This window comes from Lelliottia nimipressuralis (assembly GCF_004115925.1).
Lineage (GTDB): Bacteria > Pseudomonadota > Gammaproteobacteria > Enterobacterales > Enterobacteriaceae > Enterobacter > Enterobacter nimipressuralis.
Genome location: NZ_SDDX01000029.1, coordinates 1 through 16,183, shown reverse-complemented (window position 1 = coordinate 16,183; position 16,183 = coordinate 1). Strand labels below are relative to the sequence as shown.

Sequence of the window (16,183 nt, the reverse complement as noted above, 5' to 3'; positions counted from 1 at the left end):
ATCACTCTTCACCTGTAACACCAACCATTATTTTTGTGACTAAATCTGCGGGTAAAAAATCTCCATAACTCGTATCCAGTTTGTCAAACCATGGATCAGGAGCCGTTAAATCCTCTTCAGTAAACTCTATAATTTGATTATCCTGAGAGGATGGAACAGGATTCAGAGAAGTCATATTCCATCCAACAATTCCTACCGTAAGATTTAACTCATCTGGCTTATCGAATTTAATCCTTGGTGTACGGCCATCTTCAGGAATAACCCCTTGGGAAAGGGTATTTCCATTTTTATCCTTTAACACATAAGGTTTACTAACGAAATCTTCCGACAAAGCGAACCTCAAACTATATTTTTCTGATTTTGTATCGTCATTATTCCCTGAATCAGAAGAATTATCCGCATTACCAAACTGCGAATCCTCACCAGGCTGATTGTCTGAAGAAGTCCAGTCCTCCTTTTGAGCCGTCAAGGCAGAAGGCCGTAACGGCTCAACGGGCTTTCCCGGGCAACCTCCTCCATTCAGATTAATCTTCGGGCCCACAATATCGACGCCACCAGCATGAATAACCACAAACGAATTTCCCGCCTGCAGGCTAATACTCCCACTGCTTTTCAGCACAATATCTCCCGCTACACTCATCCCTAACGCCCCGGCAACCTTCTGGGCGAGATCCCCTTGGACCGTCAAACTTTTTTGGCCTTGTACCAGGGAGATGTGGTCTCGGGTTGTTTTATGTTCCTGTTTCCCCTCAACCGTTATTTTTCGATCATTAGTCACCTGTAACAGGTCGTTATTCCCGGTACGAATATGTCGATCATTGCCAACCGTCAATGTCTGATTGTTGCCGACCTTTACGATCTGGTCATGGGTAATAGAAAGACTCTGATCGTGCCCGCCTTCTTTTTTGCTTCCGACGCTAATTGTCTGGCCGAGCCCTACATTCACCTTTTGGTTATGAGAAACAGTTTCCTGATGATCATTTTTAACCGTAGTGTTTCGATCATGCAGAACCTCGGTGACCATGTCTTTTTGAGCATGGATATAGACCTGTTCTTTGCCCGTCGCATCTTCGAACTTCAGCTCATTAAAACCACTTCCTTTATAAGTTTTTGAGCGAATGGTCATCTGCGTTTTTGTGCCCGGCAAACTTCCCGGTGAGCGGTTATCCTGATGATAAGTTCGTCCCATGACGATAGGCTGGTCAGGATCGCCATTCAGAAAATCGACGATCACTTCCTGACCTACACGTGGGATGGCCAGATTGCCAAAACCTGTCCCCGCCCACGCCTGTGAAACTCTGACCCAGCACGAGCTACCCTCATTACCTGGACTGTAACGATCCCAGTGAAACCGGACCCGCACTCGCCCATGTTCATCACAAAAGATCTCTTCGCCTTCAGGACCGGTAACAAAAGCGCTTTGTGGGCCATCCACTCGGGGTTTTGCCAACGGCAATGGCCGCCAGGTGCGATCGGCTGGAATGACACTAAAATAATTGCTCATCGTCGTTCCCCGCCCCTGACTGCCATGTTCCGCCTGCGGCTGTTCGCCGTTTATTAGGCTTGTAACGACCTGCCATTCAGTATTTAAGGATGCAGCTGGATGACCGCTAAGTGTAAAGCGAATTCCTGGCCACAGCTTTGGCGAATTGCTTTGACCTGTGGCGATTTCAGCATTGTGTCGCCAACCTTCTATTTGATAGCGAGCAAAATCTTCTCCGTGTTGCTCATCCTTGAACCGACCGGGATAATCAAAGACCTCATACTGCGTACGTTGCCCATTAAGATGCTCACCCTTGTGACCGTAATACCCCTGCCAGCCGGGTGCTTTGAATGTGTAGTCCTGAATTTCTACCGAGGATGGTCTTATCTGTGCCTGATAACGAAACTCACTGATGCATTCCGTCGATCCAGCGTTTGGGTTAAAAGGCATCTCTCCCAATGCTGCGGTGCCTGCAATATCATCGGTGAGGACCATATTTTGCTTCGGCTCGCCATTGGCGTGCCAGTCATAATAAAAAAGTCCTTCTTCGGACCATAATCGGTTTAAGAACGCCAGGTCCGATTCTCCATACTGAACGCAAAATTCTCTAGAGGGATGGGATTCATAGAAGACAGGAGTCCAGTCAGTGACTTCATTCTCAGCCAATAGTAGCGATGAAATAGTCTGGATATCTTGCTGCTGAAAGATACGGAAATTTTGTCTAAGGTCACAGCGCCATAAGGGCGGGGAAATCCGCAGTTGATACCTCATCTGCCAATTGTTGTTCTCGCCAAGCGATACGCTGGTAACAATTCCACTAATATATCGCTGTGCCTCGGCCCCCTGGAATATCGTTAACACAGCCTTCTTTTCGAGAAAATTCACAGCCGTGAGATCAGCAAGCTTGCTGGCAATATCGACGTTCAGCACAAAAGGTTGAGAGTATTTTTGCTGCAAGCCGAATCGGACCACAGCTACCGCTTCTTCTGCAAGGCCCTCAATATTCAACGTAAATCTCAATCCCTGTAGAGCCATAATATCTTCCTGATTTATTCATACAAATAATGAAATCACGACTAATAATCACTTAAAAAATATATCCACACAAAGGGAAAACTTATAAGTTAGTAATAAATAATTTATATTTACAATGTGTGGAGCCGCGTACCTTTGTCAGCAAAAGAGATATTGCCATGCTTTAATACACTTGAAAACAAAGTCTATAATACAAGCTGTAGAATTATCAATCTGAAACTAAAAGAATACCCTTTCGTTAATTTTCACGTTGCACATCTTGACTAACGTAACACTCTTCCTCATAACTTAGGGTACTTAATCTATTTAACAAAAATACAAAGGATATCGCGGGAAAGTCGCATAACATTGAAGAACACTATTAGCTTAAAGCGCTGTATTATCTGCGTCCTGTACCGTTATTGACATTGATTGAGTACTCTACTTCACCGCCGCGGCATTCCACACCCTACAATGTTTCTCACGGTGAAATAATAACCACTGGTGTCGTTCTCGCTCTGTAGGGAGGACAAAAAGTAAAAATGGAAACGCATCCCGTTGACACTTGTTCAAGGGATACCCGTACGTAGTAACTCGACTGTTTTGAGGACTAATCCTTTCCCCTGTACATGGGAGGAAGAATTTATCTGTTGGGGAACGTGCTCTCACATTTTTTGAACAAAATGCCAGTGCGCACGCTTTTCATTGTATAAAAATAATTAATAAACCCTGAAAGAGTAGGTGTGGCAACACAGAGGTCTACATAGCGTGATGTAGGGGAACGGCGTGTTCCCCTGAGATGAAATGCCTTTTAGATTACGGTGTGGTCGTGTTGTTACTGCGAATCTCTTTCCAGATCTGATCGCAACGTTTTGCCACTTCCTGATCGTTACCGGTTTTACGCGCCTGAATGCAGGCCTGGTAATCCATCACGCGGATGTTTTCCTGCGTCGCGAACTGCTCATGGGCTTTCTCTTTCTTCAGCACCGTCAGTACGCTTTGACAGGCTTCGATTTTTTCTGGCGAGCCTTCAGCGGTGTTAATGCAGGTACTGTAAGCCTCTTTCAGGCGAGAGTCTTCTTTCTGTGCCTGAGGTTGTGCGCAGGCGGTCAGCCCTGCGGCCAGCACAGCAACGAATGCGATTTTCTTCAACATGTCGGTCTCCATTCCGGCGGGAGTGATCCCGCCAGATCGTTCATCAGAAGATGGTGAAAGGTGCGATAACCATGAATTTCACGTCACGCTCATCCTGGAAGATGTTGCCGTAACCGCCCGAGTAGCTCGGAATATCGGAGTGGTTGTCGTATTGCGTGAAGTGCAGTTTGAACATGGTGCCTTTGGCGCGACCATCCTGCAGGGTATACATTGCATCCAGGCTGTATGAAGACTCTTTCAGACGATAGTTTGGATCGTAGTAGGCATCTGGCGTCGCCATGTCAGCTGGCTTCGCGTCCCATGCGTAGGCGTAAGATGCGCCCACTGCCCAGCCCGGCAGATTCCAGTTTTTAAGGTCATACATCGCGCCGAAGAAGAGCGCTTTTTCGCCGTCGGCGTTGAAGTCAGAACGGTTATCCCACCAGATATCCAGACGACCGTTAGACGAGGCATACGTTGGCGTCATACGCTGCAGGAAGTAGCCCTGCTGCCCTTCCGCTTTAACGTAAGTTCCTTCGAGGCGTAAATCTACCTGACCAATTTTGTAGCCGAAGGTCAGTGCCTGCAGCCATGCGGTGCCGTCATACAGATCGTTTACGCCGCCATCGCTGACTTTGTCGCGCGTACCGTAGAACTGATAGCTGGTGGTCAGCGGGCCGCCAACGATATCGAATTTGTAGCTGGCTTTGGCGAAGTACTGATCGACGTAGCCTTCTGCCTGACCGAATGCCGCTTCCAGTACCAGATCATTTTTGAAGTCATATTTCGCGCCGAGTGAGTGCAGATATTCCACCCGCGTCTTTTTATCGTTCTGGTAGAACTTGTCCATCTCGATGTGCCACGGCGCTTTGTACTCGTTGGTCCACATGTACGAGAAGCTCAACGCACCAGCGTCGCCGTAATCAAAGTTTGCCCCGGCTTCTGCGCCCTGGTAAGTACCCGGCATAAAGCTCCAGTGCGGTGCTAACAGAGTCTGGCCGGTTGGCTGAATATAACCGCCGCGCGCCCATACCGGACCGTATTTAAATTTGGCCGCCGCTTTATACAGGCTGATACCGCTCTTATCGCCCGACCAGTCTTCTTTGTAAGCTTTATTACTGGAGGAGAATGCGATTTCGTTCGGGTGTGCGCTATCGCCGTTTTCCGCCATTTCAATGGCAGTAAACGCGGCAATATCCAGGCCAAACATATCAGCGGCATAACCGGACTGGAAATCCAGGTTGGCGTTCCAGGTAGAGTGAGAAAGGTTTGTTTTATATTTGTCTTCGGTGACGTCTTTACGGTCACGCTCACGTTGCCAGTAATAGATACCGCCCGTTAGCGTTGAATCATCAATAAAGCCTGCTGCCTGAGCCTGCGGAGCCGCGATAAATCCCGACACTGCTGTCACACCGGCGATAGCCAGCGCCAGCGCACTACGTTTGCCACTGAACGTACGCATAGATTGTTCCTCTTTGACGAATAAAAGCGCCTTAAACGGCGAAAAATCTAAAAGACCAAATGGTCAGGGGTAGTCTGTAATACCCTCGAATTAACTACCGCCTTTAGACTATTTTTCGCGACGCGAATTATCAACGCTTTTCAGTGGGCAAAATGCAGGATTATGACGAAGTGCACATAATTGGTAGTGATTTGAAACATATCACTCGGGACAAGGCTTAATCAGAAAAAAAATGGTTAAATTCAGTAGGTAATGATAATTGATAGCGCTTACATACTTTAATTTCGCTTATTTCACGTTACGCGAAACTTTATTAAAAAAAATAAGTAGCAGCTCATTGACGTGTAATTTTAATGTTAAAAATAGATGCGAAAAGTAAAAGCATGATCGATAAGCAAAAAAAAACGCCGCGTTATGCGGCGTTTGTCTCTCATTGACCAGGGCTTACTCGCCAATCTTGGCCCAGGTGTCACGCAAACCGACGGTACGGTTAAACACCAGTTTGGTAGCGGTTGCATAACGGCTGTCGAGGCAGAAGTAACCTTCACGCTCGAACTGATACGCTTTACCTGCTTCGGCTGTTTTCAGGGAAGGTTCTGCATAGCCCTGTTTGATGACCAATGATTCCTGGTTGATGGTCGCCAGGAAATCCTCTGCTGCGCCTGGATTAGGAACGCTGAACAGACGATCGTAAAGACGAATTTCAACCGGCAGTGCGTGTGCCGCGCTGACCCAGTGAATGACGCCCTTCACTTTGCGTCCGTCCGCCGGATCCTTGCTCAGGGTCTCGGCGTCGTAAGTGCAGAAGATGGTCGTGATGTTGCCTTCCGCGTCTTTTTCTACGCGCTCAGCTTTGATCACGTACGCGTTGCGCAGGCGAACTTCTTTGCCCAGCACCAGACGTTTGTACTGCTTGTTCGCTTCTTCACGGAAGTCTGCGCGATCGATCCAGATCTCCGCGCTGAACGGCACTTCACGGCTGCCCATTTCCGGCTTGCTCGGATGGTTAGGCATAGTGACCTGCTCGCTTTCACCCTGCGGGTAGTTTTCGATGACCAGTTTAACGGGATCGATAACCGCCATTGCGCGCGGGGCGTTTTCGTTCAGATCTTCGCGAATACAGGACTCCAGAGAGGCCATCTCAATGGTGTTGTCCTGCTTGGTCACGCCGATACGTTTGATGAACTCGCGAATAGAGGCCGCCGTGTAGCCGCGACGACGCAGACCGGAGATGGTCGGCATACGCGGGTCATCCCAGCCTTCAACGTGCTTGTCAGTCACCAGCAGGTTCAGCTTACGCTTGGACATCACGGTGTATTCCAGATTCAGACGAGAGAACTCGTACTGACGCGGATGCACAGGAATGGTGATGTTATCCAGCACCCAGTCGTACAAGCGACGGTTGTCCTGGAATTCCAGCGTACACAGAGAGTGCGTAATGCCTTCCAGCGCATCGCTGATGCAGTGGGTGAAGTCGTACATCGGGTAGATGCACCACTTGTTGCCGGTCTGATGGTGTTCGGCAAATTTAATGCGATACAGCACCGGATCGCGCATCACGATGAACGGAGACGCCATATCGATTTTCGCACGCAGACAGGCTTTACCTTCCTCGAAGCCACCGGCACGCATTTTTTCGAACAGTGCGAGGTTCTCTTCGACGCTGCGATCGCGGAACGGGCTGTTTTTGCCCGGCGCAGTCAGCGAGCCACGGTATTCGCGGATTTCATCTGCAGACAACTCATCTACGTAGGCCAGGCCTTTGTTGATCAGTTCAATCGCGTAGGCGTGCAGCTGATCAAAGTAGTCCGAGGAGTAGCAGATATCGCCAGACCAGTTGAAGCCTAACCATTGCACGTCGTTCTTAATGGACTCAACGTATTCGATGTCTTCTTTTACCGGGTTGGTGTCATCGAAACGCAGGTTGCACTGGCCCTGGTAATCTTGCGCAATGCCGAAGTTCAGACAGATAGATTTCGCATGCCCAATATGCAGGTAGCCGTTTGGCTCCGGCGGGAAACGGGTATGAACTGTGGTGTGCTTACCACTGGCCAGATCTTCATCGATGATCTGGCGAATAAAGTTACTCGGGCGGGCTTCAGCCTCACTCATCGTGGATTCCTCAAAGCGTAAACAACGTATAACGGCATATGATCTTATAAGCAGGACGTAGTGACAACCTTTAGTTATGCAAAAAACGGCTTTGAAGTGAATATTGGGGAGGATTGCTGCAAAAAAAAGCGGCGGAGGATATCCCCCACCGCTTAAGGCATGACTCTACTCAGGAGCGATTACTTGCCTTTAATCTCATACAGTGGCGTTTGACCGGCAACAACCTGACCTTTCGCCTGGAGAACCAGACCGCTAAAGTCGTCGATATTGCTGCAAACAACCGGGCTGATCATGGAGCGCGCATTGGCGTTCAGGAAGTCCAGATCCATTTCCAGAATCGGCTGACCTGCCACCACTTCGGCACCCTCTTCGACCAGACGCGTGAAGCCTTTACCGCCCAGGGCAACGGTGTCGATACCCATGTGGACCACGATCTCAGCGCCTTTCTCGGTTTCGAGGCAGAAAGCATGGTTCGTGTTGAAGATTTTCACGATGGTACCGGCTGCTGGAGAGACCACGGTTTTTTCCGTTGGTTTCACGGCTACGCCGTCACCGACAGCTTTGCTGGCGAACGCTTCATCAGGAACCTGCTCCAGGGCAACCACTTCACCGGTGACTGGAGAAACCAGCGCGGCGATGGTGGTGGCATTAGGAACAGCCTGCGGTTTAGCAGCAGCGGGGGCAGCGACGACAGGTGCAGCTTCAGAAGCGGCTACCGGGCCAGTGGTTTTCATGGCGTTAGCGATTTTTTCTGCCACGAAGCCCACGATAATCTGCACGCTGGTTTTGTTCAGACGAATCACACCGGATGCGCCGAGACGTTTTGCCAGTGCTTCGTTAACCAGAGAAGAATCTTTGACGCTCAGGCGCAGACGCGTGATACAGGCGTCGATACCGGTCAGGTTGTCAGAACCGCCCACAGCGGCGATGTACTGACGCGCCAGACCTGCAACATCCTGCTCTTTGTCACCGCTCACATTCACGTCCTGACCATCTGCTTCGCTACCGGCAACAGCCAGTTCGCGACCCGGAGTCATCAGGTTGAATTTGGTGATAGTGAAGCGGAACACCACGTAGTAAATCACGAAGAACACAAGACCCTGAGGGATCAGCATCCACCAGTGAGTGGCCAGCGGGTTACGGGAAGAGAGAACCATATCCACCAGACCTGCACTGAAGCCGAAGCCTGCAATCCAGTGCATTGATGCGGCGATGAATACGGAGATACCGGTCAGCACTGCGTGGATCACGTACAGAACCGGTGCCACGAACATGAAGGAGAATTCCAGCGGCTCGGTGATACCTGTGAAGAAGGCCGCGAATGCGCCCGCCATCATGATACCCAGAACTTTTGCTTTGTTCTCTGGACGTGCGCAGTGGTAGATGGCCAGCGCTGCACCCGGCAGACCGAACATCATAATCGGGAAGAAGCCCGCCTGGTAACGACCTGTGATACCGACAACCGCTTTACCTGCTTCGATGGACTGTGCGCCGCCGAGGAAGTTAGGGATATCGTTAATACCTGCAACGTCAAACCAGAACACAGAGTTCAGCGCGTGGTGCAGACCGACCGGAATCAGCAGACGGTTGAAGAACGCGTAGATACCCGCCCCTGCAGAGCCGAGTTTCTGGATGTGTTCACCGAAGTTCACCAGACCGTCGAAGATCACCGGCCAGACGTACATCAGAATGAACGCCACGGCGATCATCACGAAGGAGGTCAGAATCGGCACCAGACGACGACCGCTGAAGAACGACAGCGCCTTCGGCAGCTCAACGCCGCTGAAGCGGTTGTACAGTTCCGCAGAGATGATACCCACCAGGATACCGACGAACTGGTTGCTGATCTTACCGAACGCGGCAGGCACCTGGTCCACCGGGATCTTCTGAATCATGGCAACCGCGGCCGGAGAACAGAGTGTGGTCAACACGAGGAAGCCCACAAAACCGGTCAGTGCTGCTGCACCGTCTTTATCTTTGGACATACCATAAGCGACACCAATCGCGAACAGTACAGACATATTGTCGATGATGGCGGAACCGGACTTGATGAACAGCGCCGCAAGCGCGTTATCACCACCCCAGCTAACCGGGTCAATCCAGTAACCCACACCCATCAGAATTGCTGCCGCCGGCAGCGTGGCGACCGGCACCATCAGTGCGCGGCCAACCTTTTGTAAATAACCTAGAATACTCACTTGTGCTTCCCCCTATGAGACCCCGTTTAAGGCACGTTCTCAGCTGTTTTTTATTGTGTCACTAACTTATCAATACAGTTGATGAATCACTGGCATTCTGAGTGTGTGAAAAATTAATTCGTATCGCAAATTAAATGCATACTTTTTGTGAGTTTTGTCACCAAATATCGTTATTAACCCTCCCTTTTGCTGGCTAACAGTGAAAACTTATTTTATCATTCAAAAAATCAAGTCGGATTGCCCCCTGCCTCGCGTGATCCAGGTTACGCTTATTTCAGGTCAAGGCGCGCCATCCGCCCACTTTTTTTAACTTTAACTTTAGAGGTGAACAATGAGACTGATTCCCCTGGCGACTGCTGAACAAGTCGGTAAATGGGCTGCACGCCATATCGTTAACCGCATCAACGCGTTCAAACCTACTGCCGATCGTCCTTTCGTTCTGGGTCTGCCAACCGGTGGCACACCACTGACCGCGTATAAAGCTCTGGTCGAAATGCATAAATCAGGCCAGGTTAGCTTCAAACACGTTGTCACCTTCAACATGGACGAATACGTCGGCCTGCCGAAGGAGCATCCGGAGAGCTACCATAGCTTCATGCACCGTAATTTCTTTGATCACGTTGATATCCCAGCTGAAAATATTAACCTGCTGAATGGCAACGCGCCTGATATTGACGCAGAATGCCGCCAGTACGAAGAAAAAATCCGCTCTTATGGCAAAATCAACCTGTTCATGGGCGGCGTGGGCAACGACGGTCACATCGCGTTTAACGAACCGGCCTCTTCTCTGGCGTCTCGCACCCGTATTAAAACCCTGACCCATGACACCCGCGTGGCAAACTCTCGCTTCTTTGATGGCGACGTAAGCCAGGTGCCAAAATACGCCCTGACCGTTGGCGTGGGCACCCTGCTGGATGCCGAAGAAGTGATGATTCTGGTGCTGGGCAATGTGAAAGCGCAGGCGCTGCAAGCTGCCGTTGAAGGCAACGTTAACCACATGTGGACCATCAGCTGCCTGCAGCTGCATCCGAAAGCCGTTGTGGTGTGCGATGAGCCGTCTACCATGGAACTGAAAGTGAAGACGCTGAAATACTTCAACGAGTTGGAAGCTGAAAACATTAAAGGTCTGTAATTGAAGAGCCGCCTCTTCCCTGAGAGGCGGTCGATTTTTTAAACCGGGGGTCGTTATGTACGCTTTAACCCACGGTCGGATTTATACCGGCCATGAAATTCTGGATGACCATGCGATTGTTATCGCCAATGGCCTGATTGAACGTGTCTGCCCGCAGGCTGAATTACCGCCAGAGATCGAACAGCGCTCACTCAATGGAGCAATCATCTCCCCCGGTTTTATCGACGTCCAGCTTAACGGCTGCGGCGGCGTGCAGTTCAATGACACGCCAGAGGCGGTCACGGTTGAAACGCTGGAGATCATGCAGAAAGCCAACGAGAAATCAGGCTGCACCAGCTATCTGCCAACGCTGATTACTTCCGATGACAACCTGATGAAGCAAGGTATCCGCGTGATGCGTGAATACCTGGCGAAATACCCGCATCAGGCGCTGGGTCTGCACCTTGAAGGTCCCTGGCTGAACATTGTGAAGAAAGGCACCCACAACCCGAATTACGTGCGCAAGCCAGACCCCGAGCTGGTCGACTTCATGTGCGCTAACGCCGATGTGATCACCAAAGTCACGCTGGCACCGGAAATGACCGGGCCGGATGTGATCAGCAAACTGGCGGCGGCAGGCATCGTCGTCTCAGCGGGCCACTCCAATGCGACACTCGCCGAAGCGAAAACCGGGTTCCGCGCAGGCATTACTTTTGCGACCCACCTTTATAATGCCATGCCGTACATTACGGGCCGCGAACCGGGTCTGGTCGGTGCGATTCTTGATGAGCCGGACGTTTACTGTGGCATTATTGCTGATGGCCTGCATGTGGACTACACCAACATCCGCAACGCGAAACGCCTGAAAGGCGATAAGCTGTGCCTGGTCACCGATGCTACCGCACCGGCAGGGGCAAATATTGAACAGTTCATTTTTGCTGGTAAAACAATATACTACCGCAACGGACTGTGCGTAGATGAGAACGGAACGCTGAGCGGCTCTGCGCTGACGATGATCGAAGGGGTTCGTAACCTCGTTGAACATTGCGGCATTGCGCTGGATGAAGTGCTGCGTATGGCAACACTCTACCCGGCTCGCGCGATCGGCGTGGACAAACAGCTGGGCGGTATCGCACCGGGCATGGTGGCAAACCTCACCGCCTTCACGCGCGATTATAAAATTATTAAGACCATCGTTAATGGTAACGAGGTCGTCACTGAGTAAGTAAAAGTATGACATCTGGCGGACAAGCTCAAATTGGTAATGTTGACCTCGTTAAACAACTCAACAGTGCGGCTGTTTATCGCCTGATTGACCAGCATGGTCCAATCTCGCGTATTCAGATCGCCGAACAGAGCCAGCTTGCCCCCGCCAGTGTGACCAAAATCACGCGTCAGCTGATTGAGCGCGGATTGATCAAAGAAGTCGATCAGCAGGCCTCCACCGGGGGCCGCCGCGCCATCTCCATCATTACCGAAACCCGCAATTTCCAGGCCATCGGCGTACGTCTTGGCCGTCACGACACCACGCTCACCCTGTACGATCTGAGCAGCAAAGTGGTGGCGGAAGAGCACTATCCCCTGCCCGAACGAACTCAGGAGACGCTGGAACACGCGCTGCTGAATACCATCGCGCAGTTTATTGACAGCTGCCAGCGTAAAATCCGCGAGCTGATCGCCATTTCAGTGATCCTGCCAGGCCTGGTCGACCCGGAAAGCGGCGTGATTCGCTATATGCCCCATATCCCGGTCGAAAACTGGGGGCTGGTCGGCGCGCTGGAAAAACGTTTCAACGTCACCTGTTATGTCGGCCACGATATTCGTAGCCTGGCGCTGGCGGAGCACTACTTTGGTGCGAGTCAGGATTGCGAAGACTCTATTCTGGTGCGCGTACACCGCGGTACCGGGGCCGGGATCATCTCCAACGGCCGCATTTTCATTGGCCGTAACGGCAACGTCGGTGAGATTGGCCATATTCAGGTCGATCCCCTCGGCGAGCGCTGCCACTGCGGTAATTTCGGCTGTCTGGAAACGGTCGCGGCCAATGCAGCGATTGAACACCGGGTGCGTCATCTGCTTGAACAGGGCTACCAGAGCCGTATCACCCTGGACGATTGCAAGATCAACACTATCTGCAAAGCGGCCAACAAAGGCGATGCCCTAGCCTGCGAAGTGATTGAGCAGGTCGGCCGCCATCTGGGTAAAACCATCGCCATCGCAATCAACCTGTTCAATCCACAGAAAGTGGTGATTGCCGGTGAAATTACCGAAGCGGAAAAAGTGCTGCTTCCGGCCATCGAAGGCTGCATCAATACTCAGGCGCTGAAAGCCTTCCGCCAGAACCTGCCGGTCGTGCGCTCGACGCTCGATCACCGCTCCGCCATTGGTGCTTTTGCGCTGGTGAAACGCGCCATGCTTAACGGTCTGCTGCTCCAGCGTTTGCTGGAAAGCTAACAGCCCTTTATAGTTACGCCTTCTTTTTTTGAGATGCCAGGTAGTCCATGACCATTCAGAATGTGATTTGTGATATTGACGGCGTGCTGATGCACGATAACGTTGCGGTGCCCGGTGCCGCTGAGTTTCTGAACCGTATTCTGGAAAAGGGAATGCCGCTGGTTCTGCTGACTAACTATCCGTCGCAGACCGGCCAGGATCTGGCCAACCGCTTCGCCACCGCCGGTGTCGACGTGCCGGACAGCGTGTTTTACACCTCCGCCATGGCAACCGCCGACTTCCTGAAACGTCAGGAAGGGAAAAAGGCTTACGTGGTCGGGGAAGGCGCGCTGATCCATGAGCTGTATAAAGCCGGATTTACCATCACCGATGTCAACCCGGATTTCGTCATCGTGGGTGAGACCCGCTCATTTAACTGGGAAATGATGCACAAAGCCGCCTATTTTGTGGCAACAGGCGCGCGCTTTATTGCCACCAACCCGGATACCCACGGGCGCGGATATTACCCGGCGTGCGGCGCGCTCTGCGCGGGCATCGAGAAAATCTCTGGCCGTAAACCTTTCGTGGTAGGCAAACCTAGCCCATGGATTGTGCGCGCGGCGCTCAACAAAATGCAGGCCCACTCCGAGCAAACGGTGATCGTCGGCGATAACCTGCGTACGGATATTCTGGCCGGTTTCCAGGCCGGGCTTGAAACGATCCTTGTGCTCTCGGGCGTCTCCACCCTGGATGACATTGACGCCATGCCGTTCAGGCCGAGCTGGATTTACCCGTCGGTTGCTGAAATCGACGTTATCTGACGAAAAACCACGCCGCTGAGCGTGGTTTCTCATTTTCAGGCCTTAAAAACGCAACGCCATCTAATAAAAAACGCCATTCATTGCATAATCATCAATAAATCTGCTCACGACATACTCTTTTTTCAACATTCAGCAATGACTGTTGCGTTATTTGCGTTTTCGCCCGTAAAAGTCTTGCGCGCACACCGTGTTTTGCGGCATTTTCATAAGCAAGCGACATCACACTGCAACAGGGTTAACGGAGAAGGTTATGTGTTCAATTTTTGGCGTACTGGATATCAAGACTGACGCGGGCGAACTGCGTAAAAAAGCACTGGAACTTTCTCGCCTGATGCGTCACCGCGGCCCGGACTGGTCCGGCGTGTACGCAAGCGATAAAGCGATTCTGGCTCACGAACGTCTGTCGATTGTTGATGTCAACGCCGGTGCCCAGCCGCTGTATAACGAGAAAAAAACTCACGCGCTGGCCGTTAACGGTGAAATCTACAACCATCAGGCGCTGCGCGCAGAATACGGCGATCGCTACGCGTTCCAGACGGGTTCCGACTGCGAAGTCATCCTTGCCCTGTATCAGGAAAAAGGACCCGAATTCCTGGACGATCTGCAAGGCATGTTTGCCTTCGCACTGTATGACAGCGAAAAAGACGCCTATCTGATTGGCCGCGACCACATCGGTATTATCCCGCTGTATATGGGTCACGACGAACACGGCAACTTCTACGTCGCCTCTGAAATGAAAGCCCTGGTCCCGGTGTGCCGCACCATTAAAGAGTTCCCGGCAGGCAGCTACCTGTGGAGCAAAGACGGCGAAATCCGTCAGTATTACCAGCGCGACTGGTTCGATTTCGACGCGGTGAAAGACAACGTCACCGACAAAAACGCGCTGCGTCAGGCGCTGGAAGATTCCGTAAAAAGCCACCTGATGTCTGACGTGCCTTATGGCGTGCTGCTTTCTGGCGGTCTGGACTCTTCCGTGATCTCCGCGATCACCAAAAAATTCGCTGCGCGTCGCGTGGAAGACGGGGAGCGCTCTGAAGCCTGGTGGCCGCAGTTGCACTCCTTCGCCGTAGGCCTGGAAGGTGCACCGGATCTGAAAGCCGCGCAGGAAGTGGCAAACCATCTGGGTACCGTGCACCATGAAATTCACTTCACCGTGCAGGAAGGTCTGGATGCGATCCGCGACGTGATTTATCACATCGAAACCTACGACGTGACCACCATTCGCGCATCCACCCCGATGTACCTGATGTCGCGCAAAATCAAAGCGATGGGCATTAAAATGGTGCTGTCGGGCGAAGGGTCTGACGAAGTGTTTGGCGGTTATCTGTACTTCCACAAAGCGCCAAACGCCAAAGAGCTGCACGAAGAGACGGTGCGTAAACTGCAGGCGTTGCATATGTTTGACTGCGCACGCGCTAACAAAGCGATGTCCGCCTGGGGCGTGGAGGCCCGCGTGCCGTTCCTCGATAAATCGTTCCTCGACGTGGCCATGCGCATCAACCCGCAGGACAAAATGTGCGGCAACGGTAAAATGGAGAAACATATTCTGCGTGAATGTTTCGAATCTTACCTGCCGGCAAGCGTCGCATGGCGTCAGAAAGAGCAGTTCTCCGACGGCGTGGGCTACAGCTGGATCGACACCCTGAAAGAGGTGGCGGCGAAGCAGGTTTCCGATCAACAACTGGAAACCGCCAGCTTCCGCTTCCCGTACAACACGCCTGGCTCGAAAGAAGCGTATCTGTACCGTGAAATCTTCGAAGAACTTTTCCCGGTCGCAAGCGCGGCAGAGTGTGTGCCTGGCGGCCCGTCAGTGGCCTGCTCTTCAGCGAAAGCCATCGAGTGGGATGAATCGTTCAAATCCATGAACGATCCATCAGGACGCGCGGTAGGGGTTCACCAGTCGGCCTATAAGTAATCGCCAGAATCGTACTCAGGCCCTTCGGGGCCTTTTTTATGCCTCGCGTTTTGCAGAACAAAAACGATTAATAACCAATAATTGCCGATTATTCGGCCACGCTGTTCGCAACCTAACCAAACAGTCACAATCCGGCCATTTTCGTTGAAAAAGGTATTGACGCTGCAAAGCTCTATACGCATAATGCGCCCCGCAACGCCGATAAGGTAACGCGAAAAAAAGATGGCTACGTAGCTCAGTTGGTTAGAGCACATCACTCATAATGATGGGGTCACAGGTTCGAATCCCGTCGTAGCCACCATCTTTTTTTGCGGGAGTGGCGAAATTGGTAGACGCACCAGATTTAGGTTCTGGCGCCGCAAGGTGTGCGAGTTCAAGTCTCGCCTCCCGCACCATTTCCAGTTCCGCGTTGCACGGATGGGGTATCGCCAAGCGGTAAGGCACCGGTTTTTGATACCGGCATTCCCTGGTTCGAATCCAGGTACCCCAGCCATATTCTT

The 16,183-nt window shown here is 51.6% G+C and carries 10 protein-coding genes and 3 tRNA genes; 8 read left to right on the top strand and 5 right to left on the bottom strand.

Annotated features, from left to right (window positions below):
• Position 1: 1 nt before the first annotated feature.
• From ETG88_RS20195 to nagE, 5 genes are all read right to left on the bottom strand, one after another.
• On the bottom strand, positions 2-2,518 hold the full coding sequence (locus tag ETG88_RS20195) for a type VI secretion system Vgr family protein (RefSeq protein WP_129036273.1): 2,517 nt from the start codon (positions 2,516-2,518) through the stop codon (positions 2-4).
• Positions 2,519-3,313: 795 nt separating this feature from the next.
• A complete protein-coding gene (gene chiQ, locus ETG88_RS20190; RefSeq protein WP_107704300.1) occupies positions 3,314-3,649 on the bottom strand; it encodes a ChiQ/YbfN family lipoprotein in 336 nt (111 codons plus the stop codon).
• Positions 3,650-3,695: 46 nt separating this feature from the next.
• Positions 3,696-5,093 carry a chitoporin ChiP gene (gene chiP / locus ETG88_RS20185; RefSeq protein WP_100777201.1) on the bottom strand — a complete coding sequence of 466 codons (1,398 nt, stop codon included), beginning with the start codon at positions 5,091-5,093 and terminating at the stop codon, positions 3,696-3,698.
• Positions 5,094-5,537: 444 nt separating this feature from the next.
• Positions 5,538-7,205, bottom strand: coding sequence for a glutamine--tRNA ligase (gene glnS / locus ETG88_RS20180; RefSeq protein WP_129036272.1), 1,668 nt, complete (start codon positions 7,203-7,205; stop codon positions 5,538-5,540).
• A gap of 179 nt (positions 7,206-7,384) precedes the next feature.
• Complete coding sequence (gene nagE, locus ETG88_RS20175) at positions 7,385-9,403, bottom strand: N-acetylglucosamine-specific PTS transporter subunit IIBC (RefSeq protein WP_129036271.1); 2,019 nt, start codon at positions 9,401-9,403, stop codon at positions 7,385-7,387.
• Between the two features lie 331 nt (positions 9,404-9,734).
• On the opposite strand from nagE, the gene nagB reads away from it, so the two are divergent.
• From nagB to ETG88_RS20130, 8 genes are all read left to right on the top strand, one after another.
• The gene (gene nagB, locus ETG88_RS20170; protein ID WP_100777205.1) at positions 9,735-10,535 is read left to right on the top strand and encodes a glucosamine-6-phosphate deaminase; all 801 of its coding nucleotides are present in this window, start codon (positions 9,735-9,737) and stop codon (positions 10,533-10,535) included.
• A gap of 55 nt (positions 10,536-10,590) precedes the next feature.
• The gene (gene nagA / locus ETG88_RS20165) at positions 10,591-11,739 is read left to right on the top strand and encodes an N-acetylglucosamine-6-phosphate deacetylase (RefSeq protein WP_102104165.1); all 1,149 of its coding nucleotides are present in this window, start codon (positions 10,591-10,593) and stop codon (positions 11,737-11,739) included.
• An 8-nt stretch (positions 11,740-11,747) separates the two neighbouring features.
• Positions 11,748-12,968: a DNA-binding transcriptional regulator NagC gene (gene nagC, locus ETG88_RS20160; protein ID WP_129036270.1), complete on the top strand. Its 1,221-nt coding sequence runs from the start codon at positions 11,748-11,750 to the stop codon at positions 12,966-12,968.
• A 47-nt stretch (positions 12,969-13,015) separates the two neighbouring features.
• The gene (locus ETG88_RS20155) at positions 13,016-13,768 is read left to right on the top strand and encodes an HAD-IIA family hydrolase (RefSeq protein ID WP_100777208.1); all 753 of its coding nucleotides are present in this window, start codon (positions 13,016-13,018) and stop codon (positions 13,766-13,768) included.
• Between the two features lie 250 nt (positions 13,769-14,018).
• Complete coding sequence (gene asnB, locus ETG88_RS20150; RefSeq protein WP_102104404.1) at positions 14,019-15,683, top strand: asparagine synthase B; 1,665 nt, start codon at positions 14,019-14,021, stop codon at positions 15,681-15,683.
• A gap of 224 nt (positions 15,684-15,907) precedes the next feature.
• Positions 15,908-15,984 (top strand) — tRNA-Met (locus tag ETG88_RS20140).
• Between the two features lie 9 nt (positions 15,985-15,993).
• Positions 15,994-16,078 (top strand) — tRNA-Leu (locus ETG88_RS20135).
• Between the two features lie 23 nt (positions 16,079-16,101).
• Positions 16,102-16,176: transfer RNA gene (locus tag ETG88_RS20130), tRNA-Gln, on the top strand.
• The last annotated feature ends 7 nt before the right edge of the window (positions 16,177-16,183 follow it).